This is a genomic window from Sulfurisphaera javensis (assembly GCF_041154675.1).
In the GTDB taxonomy this organism is placed as follows: domain Archaea; phylum Thermoproteota; class Thermoprotei_A; order Sulfolobales; family Sulfolobaceae; genus Sulfurisphaera; species Sulfurisphaera javensis.
Genome location: NZ_AP031322.1, coordinates 2,459,014 through 2,472,869, shown reverse-complemented (window position 1 = coordinate 2,472,869; position 13,856 = coordinate 2,459,014). Strand labels below are relative to the sequence as shown.

At 33.4% G+C, this 13,856-nt stretch carries 17 protein-coding genes; 11 read left to right on the top strand and 6 right to left on the bottom strand.

Going from position 1 to position 13,856, the window contains the following annotated elements; genetic code table 11:
* Positions 1–14 precede the first annotated feature (14 nt).
* Positions 15–1,238, top strand: a complete 1,224-nt coding sequence (locus ACAM25_RS13580) for a TM1812 family CRISPR-associated protein (RefSeq protein ID WP_369610231.1) — start codon at positions 15–17, stop codon at positions 1,236–1,238.
* Here ACAM25_RS13580 and ACAM25_RS13575 read toward each other — a convergent pair.
* A complete protein-coding gene (locus tag ACAM25_RS13575; RefSeq protein ID WP_369610230.1) occupies positions 1,231–1,560 on the bottom strand; it encodes a hypothetical protein in 330 nt (109 codons plus the stop codon). The genes ACAM25_RS13580 and ACAM25_RS13575 overlap by 8 nt on opposite strands.
* 291 nt (positions 1,561–1,851) lie before the next feature.
* Positions 1,852–2,568: a hypothetical protein gene (locus ACAM25_RS13570; RefSeq protein WP_369610229.1), complete on the bottom strand. Its 717-nt coding sequence runs from the start codon at positions 2,566–2,568 to the stop codon at positions 1,852–1,854.
* Between the two features lie 73 nt (positions 2,569–2,641).
* Between ACAM25_RS13570 and ACAM25_RS13565 the strand changes: the two genes are divergently transcribed.
* Positions 2,642–3,526 carry a hypothetical protein gene (locus ACAM25_RS13565; RefSeq protein ID WP_369610228.1) on the top strand — a complete coding sequence of 295 codons (885 nt, stop codon included), beginning with the start codon at positions 2,642–2,644 and terminating at the stop codon, positions 3,524–3,526.
* Between the two features lie 350 nt (positions 3,527–3,876).
* Here the strand turns inward: ACAM25_RS13565 and ACAM25_RS13560 are convergent, their stop codons facing one another.
* Genes ACAM25_RS13560 through ACAM25_RS13550 form a run of 3 tightly spaced genes read right to left on the bottom strand, consistent with a single transcriptional unit; the run spans position 3,877 to position 5,386 of the window.
* Entirely contained in the window at positions 3,877–4,599 is a 723-nt protein-coding gene (locus ACAM25_RS13560; RefSeq protein WP_369610227.1) for a CRISPR-associated endoribonuclease Cas6, read from the bottom strand.
* Positions 4,575–4,874 (bottom strand): hypothetical protein, encoded by a 300-nt coding sequence (locus tag ACAM25_RS13555; RefSeq protein ID WP_369610226.1) that lies wholly within the window; start codon positions 4,872–4,874, stop codon positions 4,575–4,577. Before ACAM25_RS13555 ends, ACAM25_RS13560 begins: the two co-directional genes overlap by 25 nt.
* Positions 4,871–5,386 carry a hypothetical protein gene (locus tag ACAM25_RS13550; RefSeq protein ID WP_369610225.1) on the bottom strand — a complete coding sequence of 172 codons (516 nt, stop codon included), beginning with the start codon at positions 5,384–5,386 and terminating at the stop codon, positions 4,871–4,873. Before ACAM25_RS13550 ends, ACAM25_RS13555 begins: the two co-directional genes overlap by 4 nt.
* Before the next feature lie 502 nt (positions 5,387–5,888).
* On the opposite strand from ACAM25_RS13550, the gene ACAM25_RS13545 reads away from it, so the two are divergent.
* The 9 genes from ACAM25_RS13545 to ACAM25_RS13505 are packed head-to-tail and all read left to right on the top strand — an operon-like array spanning position 5,889 to position 13,463.
* The gene (locus tag ACAM25_RS13545; RefSeq protein ID WP_369610224.1) at positions 5,889–6,281 is read left to right on the top strand and encodes a hypothetical protein; all 393 of its coding nucleotides are present in this window, start codon (positions 5,889–5,891) and stop codon (positions 6,279–6,281) included.
* Positions 6,282–6,285: 4 nt separating this feature from the next.
* Positions 6,286–7,023, top strand: a complete 738-nt coding sequence (gene csx7 / locus ACAM25_RS13540) for a CRISPR-associated RAMP protein Csx7 (RefSeq protein ID WP_369610223.1) — start codon at positions 6,286–6,288, stop codon at positions 7,021–7,023.
* Positions 7,017–7,853 carry a CRISPR-associated RAMP protein Csx7 gene (gene csx7 / locus ACAM25_RS13535; protein WP_369610222.1) on the top strand — a complete coding sequence of 279 codons (837 nt, stop codon included), beginning with the start codon at positions 7,017–7,019 and terminating at the stop codon, positions 7,851–7,853. The genes csx7 (ACAM25_RS13540) and csx7 (ACAM25_RS13535) overlap by 7 nt, the downstream gene beginning before the upstream one ends.
* Entirely contained in the window at positions 7,825–8,643 is an 819-nt protein-coding gene (locus ACAM25_RS13530; RefSeq protein WP_369610221.1) for an RAMP superfamily CRISPR-associated protein, read from the top strand. The genes csx7 (ACAM25_RS13535) and ACAM25_RS13530 overlap by 29 nt, the downstream gene beginning before the upstream one ends.
* 2 nt (positions 8,644–8,645) lie before the next feature.
* Positions 8,646–8,804, top strand: coding sequence for a hypothetical protein (locus ACAM25_RS13525; RefSeq protein ID WP_369610220.1), 159 nt, complete (start codon positions 8,646–8,648; stop codon positions 8,802–8,804).
* A complete protein-coding gene (locus ACAM25_RS13520) occupies positions 8,794–11,352 on the top strand; it encodes an HD domain-containing protein (RefSeq protein WP_369610219.1) in 2,559 nt (852 codons plus the stop codon). The genes ACAM25_RS13525 and ACAM25_RS13520 overlap by 11 nt, the downstream gene beginning before the upstream one ends.
* Positions 11,349–11,969 (top strand): RAMP superfamily CRISPR-associated protein, encoded by a 621-nt coding sequence (locus tag ACAM25_RS13515; protein ID WP_369610218.1) that lies wholly within the window; start codon positions 11,349–11,351, stop codon positions 11,967–11,969. Before ACAM25_RS13520 ends, ACAM25_RS13515 begins: the two co-directional genes overlap by 4 nt.
* 4 nt (positions 11,970–11,973) lie before the next feature.
* Complete coding sequence (locus ACAM25_RS13510) at positions 11,974–12,897, top strand: hypothetical protein (RefSeq protein WP_369610217.1); 924 nt, start codon at positions 11,974–11,976, stop codon at positions 12,895–12,897.
* A complete protein-coding gene (locus tag ACAM25_RS13505; RefSeq protein WP_369610216.1) occupies positions 12,894–13,463 on the top strand; it encodes an RAMP superfamily CRISPR-associated protein in 570 nt (189 codons plus the stop codon). Before ACAM25_RS13510 ends, ACAM25_RS13505 begins: the two co-directional genes overlap by 4 nt.
* Here the strand turns inward: ACAM25_RS13505 and ACAM25_RS13500 are convergent.
* Entirely contained in the window at positions 13,443–13,856 is a 414-nt protein-coding gene (locus ACAM25_RS13500; protein WP_369610215.1) for a hypothetical protein, read from the bottom strand. The genes ACAM25_RS13505 and ACAM25_RS13500 overlap by 21 nt on opposite strands.

The following is a 13,856-nucleotide window of genomic DNA, read 5'->3' as shown; positions in this document are numbered from 1 at the left end:
TATAATTATTTCTTATGCCAATTTACATTTCAACTTGGGGAGATCCAACTGGATGGAGAGAGGCAAAGTATGTTTGCGGAGAAGAAAAGAAAGGTTTCCTTAGTGCTGTTTGCTATAAAGATGTTAGCAAGTTAATTGTAATTACTTTAGATTCAATTTTAACACCAAGAGTAAATGAAAACTCAAATGTCGTTAAGTGCTTACCAACTTCTCTTCCCTCAGATTATGAAAGTTGGAAAAAGAAGATTGAAGAATACGTAAATTGCATTCTGAAAAACATAGATTTGCAAGCCGATGTTATCGTTTTGCCAGCAATTGGGAAATATGGAAATTATGAATATGGCAGAGTAGAGGATCGTTACATACCAACTGAGTTTATAAGAGGAATCTTAACATTAGAGCTTTACAAAAGATTGAAGGATAAAGAAGAGGTTATCCTAGATATTACTCATGGAGTTAACTACCTTGGTGCTTTAACCCTATACGTTTTATCTCGCTTAACCTCATTCTTGTCTTTAAAGCTTAAAGTAATAAACTTCATTCCAACAGATCCAGTAAACAGAGTTTTCACATATACTGAAGTACTTTCTTACTCTAAACAATATTTTGATTATAATTCTGTGGATGAAACAAAAATCCTGGATAAGAAAAAGAGAGCCACTGTCCTCTCTCTGAAATACAACGCTTTACTTCCCCTTTACAATTTATGTAAAGAAAATAAAATACCAGACTATACGTTAAGCGTGAGGATAGAAAATAACGTTTTATTAATCTCTTCAGATGTTAAAAACTTGAGTTACTTAAGTGAGGATAACGTTTGGGGAGAAATAATTTATGATTACGTTTGTAGTAAAGTTAAACCAAAGAAATGGGTTAGCACAAAAGAGTTAAGTCATTTAACTGATGAGATATTTAAGATTGATGCACAAAAAACGCTAATTTATAGTGAGCTAAATAACGTGTATAATTTAGGAAAGAAAAAATTAAAGGAAGGAGAAGAAGCATCGTATTTTTCAGTCTATGAAAAGAAGGAGAGAAAAGAGAATGCGAATTCTTCAATTCAGTCCGTGGAAGAGGAAAGCGAAGATAAATTAGAAAGAAACTTTATGGCTCATGCAGGATTAATTAAAGATGCTGTTATACTGAAGAAGGAGAGTAACATGATATACGTTTCTTATGACGAGAGTAAAAAAGATATATTAAAGGATTTGCTAGGGGTAGATATATTTTCTACATGAACCTCAAATTTTTGTAATACTCCCTCTCTTCTAAACTTCTCATTTTCTCAAGGCGGTTTGTTATAATTTCAGCTAATAACTCATACCCTTTAGAACTAACGACCTTAGCCCTTTGCTTTTCCTTTCTCTCAATCACCCTAATTGTAATTATTGCATCATGTAAAGGCACAACCATTGTTTTAGATTTCTTATCCAGAGACGGCTTATATGTAGTAACGTAAATGTATACGTCATTAATTTGAAAGATCAATGCGGGAAAGTCTTTGTAAAGTTTGTCAGAGAGTGTTAAGTAAACTCTCTTCATAGGGATTGTTAGCTTCATATCAATCACCATAAAAAAGGGAGGGGTTTAATCTATTGCTCTCCTCCCCATTGTAGTTAGATCTACTACTCTCTCCTTAAGGCTTTCCTCCGGAGGGATGGTATACTTCTTCTCAACTACTTGGACTTGCATAATAGATAGTCACAATGCTATTATTTAAACATTTTCTTACGTGAAAAACAAAGTTTGTATTTATACAAGGAGACAAAAAAGGAGAAAAAATAAGAGGGGTAATAAACATTTTCTGAGAAAAACATTTTTAAACATCCTTGGATTTGCCTAGAAAAATCGCTAAATTCTCTTAATCACGCGATACTTTCCCTCCCTTCTCAATTCATACTTCCTATTAAATCCGCTATCATTATAAGCAACAATTTGTAACTTTGGATTTACATTTAGGTACAGTGTATGTTTAGTATCTTCAAAAGAAATATTTTCAAATCTACTTCTATGTAAATATTCAAATCCCCTATCTCTAAATATTGAAAGATTACATCCTAAGTATTTATATGCAGTGCAAGGAGAATCTATGTAACTTGAATTTAGATAAGTTCTTGAGTTTATCTGCCTAAGTGCAAAATAAAGGGCTAAAGTAAATTCTTTACTACCGTCACTGCTAATACGAATCAACTTGGTCTTGTTTAAATCCTTAGCTAAATCACCCAGAGAAAGTCTCTTGCGAATAGACAAAAACTTTAACAAAGGCTTACATTCAACAAGCCTTATTAAATCCTCTGGATTATAATGTGCAAAAAGATCTCCGGGTAAAATAAATCTTGTAATCATATCAGTGTGAAATAAGCTTATTAAATAATATCTTTTGAGATCCCTCCTTATATCCCTTTTAAGAAAATAATCAAGAGTAGCCAAACTTGACATTCCCATATCAAAAGCTGTTATTTCGTTATCAAAGTAGAATTTTTCATAAACCTCTCTAATCTTCACCTTGCTTACATTGTGATTCTTACTCAAATACTCATATAGTGCATATGGAACAACATCATCCATACAATTTCCTTCTTACAAGTGGTATTTAAATTTTATCAGACAAATTTATAAAGAGTAATACGAAAATGTAGATATGGACTGCAAAAAGTTACTATATAACTTAGATGAATTAGTAAAACATAAGGAGTGCTTTTTATCTGATGATCATTATTACAGAGCTCTCCTAGCAATTTCAACATCTAAAGCAATTCATGCAGAGGGCGAATACGTATTTGTAGGAACAAGATTTGTTTTTGGTGTAGATGATTCTGGAAAAATATTTGTAAGGGATTGGCCTCATGGTTTTCATATAGATAGAATGTTTTTCCTTGGTGTTAGAGACTATTTAGGATTTAACTTTCACTCTTGGGAAGTTAAGGAAATAAAGGAAGGAATGAGAATAAGGCTTCAAGGAGATTTAGCACTACGCGTAATAAGAGTGTTTAAAGACACTGACGATTTAATTGATAGCATAGCGAGTGACTACAACGAGCAGTTATGGGAAGAATTCATAAGAGATGAATTAGGAAAAGAAATGAGGACAGCTGAAAGACTTACTCCACTTTACATGGAATTCAGAAGATTATATTATGAAAAATTAGCAAAAGGAAGACCAACAGAAGAGGTTGAGGAAATAAAAAGGATTATGAAGGAAATAAGAGAAAAACTGAGAAAAGAGTATAAGGTACCATTCTCTGATATTGAAAACATAAGGAGAGTAATTGCTTTCAGAAATAAAGAAAAATTCAAGGAGTACATGATTAACAAGATTGAAAAACTTGTAATAAGGATGGGTAATTATACAACACCACACACAATCAGAGTTACTGGAATACTTTTAAGAGGGGATTTTCTAGCAAGAGAAAATCCAAGAGTTATAATATTACAACCTCAATGGATAACTATTTCTCATGAAGAACATGGGGGAACAACATTTTACATAGATAAACCGGCAATAGTTGAATTTTACACAATCTAATTTTTCACGTATCGTAAAAAATTGTTTACTTTGTGAAGGAAAAAGGAGAAAAAAGGGAGAAAAGTCTTTGTTTTCTAGCTAACATAAACCGTTTTACTTGTATTTTTCCAGTTTACTCGAAGAAAAATTGATGTTAAGAATAAAGAAAGGGACTTGTAGGACTTCTTTATTTTCATAAATACTCTATTATATTATTATAATATGCGGAAAAATTAATCAAGAACAAAATAAGAAGTACTCTGAAATTATGTAAAGGAAAAAGGAAAACCTCAGTTTCAGTGAAAAATTAGGCTAAAATTTTTCATGAGTAAGTGAAAAACAACAGAGAGACAAACACTCTTATAGCAACACTATTCCACAGTAATCTTCACCCTACCAAAACCAATCCTCCTCGAAGATCCTATTCCCTTGGCTATAGCATTTTCCAAAATTTCGTAAACAATCTCGCTATCTTTTTCTATGGAATAATTTAACAATCCAGTCATACCAATTATCTCTTTACCGTCATAAATCACTTTTTCATATTTCATTATTGATGGTTCCTCCCATAACGCTTCATCAATATGTTTTAACAGCGATAGAGTCCTTTCATCATTTCTTGAAAAACCAGTTACGTCAAGTAGATTTACAAAAAACACGAAAGATGACTTATTTGTAAAAACTTTTCTCTTTGCCTTAACATAAGGATTAACAATTAACGCTGGAGTCAAAATCTCTAGCCTAATCTTCTTACTCTTATTTACTACAACTTTTTGCAACTTAACATCAACAATCTTCCAATAAGTATTAAAAAAGGAGTAATTATCTTCAAGCTTACTGAGTTCCTTTATTACACTTTTTTCCTCTCCTCCTACCTCAAAAGAATAAACTTCTCCAGCCTCAAGCTCTAAAAAAGTTGGAGTAGAAGAGTGTTTTATCAAATATTTCCCATTCCTCTTTAATGGAGAAACTACAACATCCTTTGGATCTCCTAAGATAGTTCTTCCTACTTTACTACTGAAAGGAGGGATTATTACGTTTGTTAATGGAGTTAAGAAAACTTCACCAATTACATAAACTTCATTTCTCTCCATGGGTCCTTCCTTCCAGTGTTGAATAGTAATCTGACAACATCTACAATAAACCTATTCATCCCAACGCTAATTACCTTTACTTCAGCTTTTTGTCTCCTTGATAAGTATCTAATAAGTGAAAGGAACCTGTCAAACTCAATCTCTCTTGACCCAGCAAATTGGTAAGATGATACGTAGACATAGCTACTACTAATCTGGAATATTGCTACAGCGTCATCAAGGTTCTTTAACTTATCTGATAATAAATAATACACCTTGTTAACCTTGATCCTCATGCTACCACCTTCAAGGAGTTGTAAATCCTCTTCAAATCCTCGTACCTTATTGTTGACCTTACCTCGATCTTGTATAAGTGAATCTTCTTAAGTAAAGCATAAAGCTCGTCAATCTCTTTGTAAATTCCTATAGCTATGTAAGCATGTCTAACGTTGTAAAGCCAAGCATATAATGCTGCTTGTCTTTTAGCAACATCAAGTATGTCGTGGTTAAACCTTATCAAACTCTTAATCTCGCCAGGGAGATTGTCCTTTATAAAATCTGGGGTGCCGCAGATATCTTGTTTACAAACTTTCTTACCTTTCTCATATCCTAGAATTCTCCTTATAGATCCTTCCAAAGTCCTAACTACCTTGATGTCTGTCCTTATTGTTTGTGCACTATTTACTATATTGCTTACGCTAAATTTTTCAGTAACACTTTTGTCTAACTTTATATATTGAAACGGCACTTCAGCATTAACGTCTATAGTGTCCTGCATAGTTATAGCTACATCTGGGAAGAAGATCATCGAGACTCTCCCTCCTTCCCATTCAGCAACTACTTATACGTACGGCTGACTGAAATATCTGGAAAAAATAGCGTTTAATTAATATACATACCATATTAGTTATGTGGAGCATAGCCAACCCCTAAAAATATTATATTATTACTAGTATTTAAAATTTTCGGCAATAAAATTTTGATAAAAATCCTTTTAAAATAAGGCAACAAGCACACGAATCAATTGTTAATGTAGAAAAAATATTTCAATTTGCCTCTCTTTATTAAGTAAATATTGAAAAAACACTCATTTTTGGAGCACATTACTAAAAACGGTTGTACAATAATAAAACGGATTTTCTTCCAATTCCTATTAACCACACTTCTTATCCCCTATTTAAGCTTTCCTATCATTTAGTTCCTTGCCTAAAGTAGAAATACTGCTTAACCCATCTATTTACCACCTCGCTGAAAACATTAGTTTTCCAGAAAGAGTAAAGCTTATAAAAATGTTTTGAATAATTACTCATATGTCTCTTCAACAGACAAACAGCATTGAAAAGCTGCTTGATGATGCAACAGAATTAGCTATTTCTGCTTCAAGACCCTCTGGAAGAGGAAACAAGCCAGAAGTTGATAAAAGCACAGTTGAAAACCTCTTAAGTTACCTTCAATTAAGAAAGAACATTAATGAACTTTTAGCTTACATAATTAGACAAATGGGAAGAGGAGAAATTGATAAAGAAACGGGCAGTCTCCTTTTATCTAAATTAAGAGGTAAAGATTATGAAACGGCAGTCACATTTTTAGGTTATTTTAAATGGATTTATGAAGCTTTAACATCCAGGGAATTACAAGACAAAAGAGCTCAACTAAATAACGTAAAAGAGTTTAAGAAACTAGTTGAAATACTTTCAAGGTGAGTTAATGTCTGATTGCTATGACCTTGATAAAATAAACAGCATAATTAAAATTGAAGGAGTGTTAACTAACGAAACTCCTTTAAGAATAGGTTCTGGAAAAGCTCAACTATTTACTGCAACAACAGATAACCCAATTTTAACAATCGAAGATAAACCAGTTATTCCAGGTTCTTCATTAAAGGGAGCATTAAGAAGCTTAGCTGAAGCTTACATGAAAAGTCAACAAAGTGAGGGTAAAATAAAATACGTTGTTCACGATATAACTGATCATGAAAGTCCAAGTTGTAAGAAGGACGAAAAAACTGGAGAAGAAATATATTGTATTCCTTGCATTCTCTTTGGCTTTCATGACATTTCAGCAAGAGTTTACATAATGGATGCAATAGTTGAAGATGACTTCTCGATTTCACAGAGGACAATGGTCACAATTAACAGAGTATTTGGTGGCCAACAGCCTGGTCATTTATACACCCTTGATTTCGTTAACCCTAACGCTAAGTTCAAACTTAACATGATTGTATATAATCTTGATTTCATAAATTCTGAAAATGAAGAATGGAAAAAGAAAGCAGTTGAGGTTATGAGATTTTTACTTAAGAGTTTGAAAGACGGAATATTTATAGGTGGTAGAAAAAGTGTTGGTTATGGTTATGTTAGACTTATTCAAGCTAATGCAACTCTAATTAAACCCGGTAAAGAGACAAAGACTTATGATTTAATGGAGGTGATAAAATCATGGTGAAAGATTACACATTCATTAGAAAAGACATACTAACTAGAACAGTTATCTTTGAAGGCGTTATAGAGACAGTCTCTCCATTGAGAATAGGAGCTGGAAAAAACGATTTAAGCCCAACTAGCTTGGCTAGAGATACAGTATTAAAAGATAAAGACGGTAATCCAGTAATTCCAGGCTCATCATGGAAAGGGATTTTCAGATCTACTGGAGAAAGGATATTGAGAGGAAAAAACATTGAAGTTTGTACTGGAGTTGGACAAGATTATTGCTTAAAAATCAAAAGAAAAGACGATGAATTCCAAAAATACTTAAGGGAGAACATCATTGACAGAGCAGTAGAGTTGTTCTGGGATTATACTTGCTTAAATTGCAAACTTTTCGGAACAATGAGCGTTTTAGGTAATTTAAGATTCTTCGACTCAACTCCAATAAATGCTACATTGGGCATAAGGACAATGATTGCAATTAGCAGAACTGAAGGAGCAGTAGCTAGTCATGCATTAGTAACTGTTGAGTTCGTTGAGCCTGGCTCAACATTTAATTTCAAACTGCTTGGATATAATTTACCAAATTACGCAATAGGTTATTTAGTATCAATTATGAAAATGATACATGATGGTTACGTACAAGTAGGAGGGCATAAAAGTAGGGGATTTGGATTTGTGAAATTCAAAGAACTAAGCTTTACCTCCACGGGGAAGAGTAAGATTGGAGATGAAGATGTTGAAGTAAATTTAAACTCAGTCAAGGAAAAAGGAGATGCATTCTTTGAAAAGATGAAACCTTATATAGAGGCGTTTGAACATGTCAAGCTCGATTATCCAAAGAAGTAGATATACTCCTAGAAATGCTAAAGGATTAGAGGGAATTATTGAACTTGAAATGACTGTAGTATCAGATTACTTATTTGTAGGTAGTGGGAAGTACGATTATTATCTTGTAAAATCATTGGAAAACATTGAGGATTTAGTAGAAAAAGCATTAAAAGGAGTTATTCCAGATTTAAGCAATTATTTCTCTCCTAAAGTTTACTTAATGAACAAGTATTCTGATGGAAAAATTGTAATACCCGGATCAACAATAAAAGGAATGGTAAGATCACGTTTAGAACTTTCAATACCGGGAAGTTGTTACATTGTTGATAGAAGAAGCGATTCACCACCATCTCAAACTTACATTAGAATATTTAAACCAGATAGAAATAGGCGTTCAGATGAATTTGATCCGAGAGAGTACCCTAACATTTGCCCAGTTTGTAATCTTTTAGGAAACATGGGCTTAGGTAGTAGAGTATCATTTTCAGACTTTGTAATGACTAGTGGAAAAACAACCTATGTAAACGTCCACGGGAGCGAGTTCGAAGTTGTTACGAGGGGAAGTAAATTTATTGGAAAAGTAGTTTACCATTCACTAACTCAAGAGGAAATAGGGATGATACTATATGGTTTCGGTTTCAGAAAAGGGACAGAAGGAAAAGTACAATTGCTTGGTAGATTTAAGTTCTCAGATAGACGCTTTGGAAGAGTTAAATTCATGCTTAAAGACCCTTCATTGTTAAAATATTTGGAAGCATTCATGAATAAAAACAAAGGAAAACTCAGAGACTTTAACGAGGAGTGGTAGCCATGACTAAATTATGTATCAAATATGATCTGTCAGTTGAAATAAATTGTAAGGATAACGGAAACTATTTGTACGTAACTGAAGTTGGTGAAGATTCAGAAAGAATTCACATAGGAAAAGATCAGACTTATTTAAAAATGGTGGTGAAATATGAGGGGTAAACTCTTAATCCCAGAGGGAAAAGTTAAGTTTGTTGATGAGAATAGCGTGAAGAATCTCAAAGATAAAGTAGTTCAGTTACTTACAGTCTTTGCTGAATTATCTTGTGAAATTTGTAAATACAAAGGAATTGACGTTTATGCTGATCTTCTATCTTTCATATTTAAAGCACCAATGTTATTATCTCACGCTCCAGCAATTGGAGGAAAATACTTATCGACAGCTTACGAATACTTCTTCACTTACGTAGTAACTAGGCATTGTGAAGATTACAGCTTTAAACAAATTGATGAATTAATGGAAAAATTAGAGGAAAATAGGAAGTCACTCTCACGCATAACCCAATACATTTCATCTTTAAGAGACATTTATGAAGCTTTACTTTACACTCCAGCAGACACAAGGCCAGGGTTTAACATAACATCTCTAGCTTCTCATTTAGAATTAACATCTATAGTACTTTGGTTATCTCAGCCTTACTCAGTTGATTTAAACTACTTGAGAGTTTCTGCATTACTTCACGATATTGGAAAACTATTTGACCCAACTGAACATGTTAAACAATCAGCTGAGATATTAGATGAAGTTTTGAAAAACCTTCCCGATGATAACTGCGTAAAAGAAGATTTGAAAAACGTTAAGCGTTTAGTTGAACAACACCATTTTGATAACATTTTAGCTGATGCCGATAGATTAGCTTCAGCAACAGACAGATTATCAAACCTTGTATTCCAAGGTCTTGACAAATACAATCCCAGCGTAAAGGAATGTTATAAAATGACTGCTAAAGATGGGATAAAATGCCTTGAAGAAAAATTAGGAAAAGATGGTTATGAGAAACTTTCAATCTTACTTTTTAAGTATCTACTTAGCGTTCTAGTCCCGCCAAGCGATACACCACCTTATGATATTTTCAAAGTGGAAAAAACAAACGTAAGTTTACAAAAACCTACTCTTGGAAAGCCTCTTGGTTACCTAGTTTACACTGATTTTCCCGGAATACAAAAATTCATCTCAAGCTTTCCACAACTTAGGGATATGGCATTTGCAAGCTTATTAGTTGATTTCCTAACAACTGTAGCAACTTTCATTGTACTAGATCAGAAATTTTACAAAAAGACCGGCAATAAGTCAAGATTACCAGCTGAAGCTTTGTTAAGCGGTTATGGTGGTCATTCTTACATTGTAGTTAGGAGTGAGTTATCACCAAATGATATTAAAGATGCTGTCAAAGATTTAGGAAAGGAATTTGACATATCATTAAAGTCTTACGTAGTTGAGTTTGTATATGAAAATTACATAAAGAACTTTAAAGAAGTTTCCGAAGAAATTATGAAGCAAACACGCGAAAGGTATATAGTTGATTTAAATGAAAAAGTTTACTCACTTGGTCTTCATAGAGTTTGCACGAGCTGTGGGATTAGACCAGCAAGTCATATAGATGTTGAAGATGAGTTATGTGATAGGTGTTATAAGGTAAGACAATTATCAAAATCAAGGGCATTTATCTCTAGGGCAAACACAACTTACCTAGTTGGTCAGATAGATATTACACCACTAGACTTTATGAAAAAAGCTAAGCTTTATGAGAATGAAACTTATTACGCTATGGAATTTATTGCCGGTTACAGAAACCTTGAGGACACAACTTACGTAGCATTTATAAAAGCTGACGGAAATTACGGTGGTGAAATATTTAAGTATAGCATAACTTTCAGTGATTACATTGACAGAAGCTTTAGGTTAGATTATGGTGTTAAAAAAGCATTTTATGATACAATTGTTGAACTTGCGAACCAAGGTAATAACTTGAATAAACTTGAAAACCCATACTATGACTTGGCCTCTCGCATATTAGCTGGAGTACTCTACATTGGTGGTGATGATATATTAATGTTAGCTCCAGCAGTTATTGCTTTACCATTTGCAGTAAAGATGTTTAAGAGGGCTGAGGAAAACACTGGCTTTACTTTCAAAGTCGGAGTTTTAGTTACTAAACCAGATCATCCAGTACAATTTGCTATAAGGGCAGTTGATGAGCTAATGGAAGAGGCAAAAATTGATGCAAAGGCTTTGAAAACAAATCCGTTATCTTCAATCTCTTGTTTAACTTTTGAATCTTCATTAGCTACAGATGGTGCAATAAGGAGAATTATTGATGAAGAGAAAAACTTCTTATTAGTCAAAAACAAATTACAAGATGTTGAGGAAATTCTAAAGATCACTGGTTACATTGACTTCTCTTTCCCAGTTTCTCTATACAATAACAAGAACGATGGCAAAAAGAAAACTAGGGAAATACTACATTACATTGATTACATAGTCCAATATGCTTTGCAAGAGAATGAGTTTTTATCAACTTTAGCTTACATTTTGAGATATAGGTTTAGAGTTGAAGATCCAAAAGAGAAGGAATTCCTAACATTCCTGCTTAGAAAATATGGTGAAAATGATAGTTTATCCTCAGCATCTGCGTATTATAAAGACAGATTACCCCTTTTAGATTACTTCTTCATGTTAAAAACGTTTAGATTAGGTGTTGGAACATGAAGTTCAAAGTTTGGATTAAAAATTACACTTCATTAACAATAGGCGGAGGTAGTGAAGGAAAGGCTGACATTTCAATTAGCGATTTAGTTATCCCACCATCTTCAATAAAAGGAGCAATGAGAACTGCAATAAACTTCTATTTAAAAGAGACAGATTTGAAAAACAAATACTCGTCTTGCTATGAAATTAGACCAGATAAAATAAAGGAACGGCATTCAAATGGAAAACCATGTGACGTTTGCAAACTCTTTGGTTATCCAGATAGTAAGGATATTGGTTGCTTTACAATAAATGTTGTAACAGATGTTGAAAAATTGCCCAAATACGTGCTTACCAGAGTATCTATTGAAGATAAAACGCAAAAAGCAAAAGAAGGGGCATTATTCTCACAAGAAACAATCCCTCCAGAAAATGAAATTGAAATAGAAATAGACTTCCGTTGCGACGACAATCATATGTTAAAACTACTACTTTACTCCTTATCAGCATTAAGACTTTGGAGGTTAGGAAGAAATTCCCTGATAGATCTGAAGGTGGAAGATATTTGTCAAAAAGTTAATAATTGTGATAACGAGATGAGGGAAATATTTAACTCATTAAAAGATTACATGTGGTGAGAGCGTGAGTTCATACGCCTTGTTAAGACTAAAAGTAAATGGTTATACAACTACACAAATGAGAAAAGTAAAGAATTATTATTTCTCTGTCGCTGACTATATCCCATCAACAACATTGAGAGGAGCTATTCTAGCAGAGTATTATCACCAAACAGGGAAGATTGATGAATCTTTCTTCGTTTCACCAGCTTATCCAATAAACACTGCCCCAGCTCATTACTTTTCACCAGCAGAAAAGAGAAAAGCATCAACGTTCATTGAAAAGCGTGGAATTTTGAAAGAGAAAAGTGAAGAGTTAGACAAAGGGAAAGAAATGATTGACATTATGGAACTTGATGACCCAGAATTAAAACCAAAAATTGGGGCCTTAATAACCTACCTTGGGAAAGAAGACAATTATCATAAATACACAGCATATAGATCTGAGGCTGTAATATTACAACATGTTGCAGTCTCAAAAGGAGAGAATATAGGGACATCTGAACGAGGAATGTTGTTTGCTTATGAATATAAAAAGCTTGGGGAAATGTGGGCAATAGCTAAGCCTAGCGAAGTTGTAGACACTGTAAAAGAAATAAGAGTTGGAAGAGGAAGAAGTAGAGGTAACAAAGCGATCGTAATTGAAAAAGTTAAAGAAATTGAAATCCCAGATGGTAAAGGATTATCTTATTGCCTTTCCCCTTGTGTAACATCACTTTTTGGAAAAGAGATTATAGCGGGAAAGAAGCAAGCAATAGGTGATACTTCCTTGTACTCAGGTTGGTTTACATTAAATACTCATGCTGGGCAAAAACCAGTTTTTGAAACGCTTAAAGAAGGTAGCTTAATATACGTAGAGAAAATAAATGTTGATTTAAGGCCAGCTGGATTAAACTTCATCTTGAAGATTGAAGATTTGTTTGACTTATTAAACAGGGTGAGAGAATGACAACTTACCTATTTAGACTTTATTTCTTAACTCCCTATGGCTTTAGAATTGGAGTAAAAGTTGAGGGAGAAAACACACTATATGCTTTAAGCTATGGGGAAGCATTTATTATACCAGCAACATCATGGAAAGGAATGTTCAGAAGAGTTAGCGAAATGATAAGCAGTAATACAAAGAGCATGGAGGAACTGTACGGCTTTATGGATAGTGAAGGAAAATCAAAAGCTGGTTTAGTTACTTTTTCCGATAGTGTGATAAAAAATGCAAAAGTTTATACTAGGCCTCACGTTAGCATTGATAGGAAGAAAAAGACTAGCCTTGAAAGATCACTCTTCAATGAGGAAATTGTTTATACTGACAAAGTTGAAGTAAAAGCAATTGTTAGGGGAGAACATGAACTTTGGAAAAATACCTTGTTGTTCCTTAGGGACGTTGGCTATTTCATAGGGCAAGGGAAAAGTAGAGGGATTGGATATATAAAGCTTGATGAGGAAGAAAGCGTTTATGCTAAAGCTGAAATAGGGAAAAAAGCTGAGTTTAATCCTTTAAAAGAGTTCTTGAAATGAAACCTTTACGTGGTCAATAATCCACATAATTGCTAATGCAAGATATGTATTTTTATCTCTTGCCTTAATTTCATCTCTCAGAGTTAATTCAGTTGACTTAGAGGTGGAAAGATTTATGATCCTAAATTTATCTTCTTTTGGAAACGCTTCAATCTTCAAGTTCCCAACAAGTATTTCAACTTCGTAAACTTCAAGATCATAAATAATTTTTCCTATCACCTGGTCAAAGTCTGAGTCATTGAGTTGCAATAACTCTTCCAAACTTCTTCCGAAAATCCTTACTGTATCTGATATTGGTATCTTGTAAGAAATATTTGTATAACTCTCCCTTTTTCTCACTACAAGAAAATCGTTATCAATGATTATCTTGTAATGACCTTTTATTATTTCCAC

Coding starts and splice junctions, on each gene's coding strand:
- ACAM25_RS13525 (WP_369610220.1), top strand. CDS start 8,646: ATGACTAAATTATGTATCAAATATGATCTGTCAGTTGAAATAAATTGT.
- ACAM25_RS13575 (WP_369610230.1), bottom strand. CDS start 1,560: ATGAAGCTAACAATCCCTATGAAGAGAGTTTACTTAACACTCTCTGAC.
- ACAM25_RS13555 (WP_369610226.1), bottom strand. CDS start 4,874: ATGAGGATCAAGGTTAACAAGGTGTATTATTTATTATCAGATAAGTTA.
- ACAM25_RS13505 (WP_369610216.1), top strand. CDS start 12,894: ATGACAACTTACCTATTTAGACTTTATTTCTTAACTCCCTATGGCTTT.
- ACAM25_RS13550 (WP_369610225.1), bottom strand. CDS start 5,386: ATGATCTTCTTCCCAGATGTAGCTATAACTATGCAGGACACTATAGAC.
- ACAM25_RS13560 (WP_369610227.1), bottom strand. CDS start 4,599: ATGGAGAGAAATGAAGTTTATGTAATTGGTGAAGTTTTCTTAACTCCA.
- ACAM25_RS13520 (WP_369610219.1), top strand. CDS start 8,794: ATGAGGGGTAAACTCTTAATCCCAGAGGGAAAAGTTAAGTTTGTTGAT.
- ACAM25_RS13570 (WP_369610229.1), bottom strand. CDS start 2,568: ATGGATGATGTTGTTCCATATGCACTATATGAGTATTTGAGTAAGAAT.
- ACAM25_RS13565 (WP_369610228.1), top strand. CDS start 2,642: ATGGACTGCAAAAAGTTACTATATAACTTAGATGAATTAGTAAAACAT.
- ACAM25_RS13580 (WP_369610231.1), top strand. CDS start 15: ATGCCAATTTACATTTCAACTTGGGGAGATCCAACTGGATGGAGAGAG.
- csx7 (WP_369610223.1), top strand. CDS start 6,286: ATGTCTGATTGCTATGACCTTGATAAAATAAACAGCATAATTAAAATT.
- ACAM25_RS13515 (WP_369610218.1), top strand. CDS start 11,349: ATGAAGTTCAAAGTTTGGATTAAAAATTACACTTCATTAACAATAGGC.
- ACAM25_RS13530 (WP_369610221.1), top strand. CDS start 7,825: ATGTCAAGCTCGATTATCCAAAGAAGTAGATATACTCCTAGAAATGCT.
- csx7 (WP_369610222.1), top strand. CDS start 7,017: ATGGTGAAAGATTACACATTCATTAGAAAAGACATACTAACTAGAACA.
- ACAM25_RS13545 (WP_369610224.1), top strand. CDS start 5,889: ATGTCTCTTCAACAGACAAACAGCATTGAAAAGCTGCTTGATGATGCA.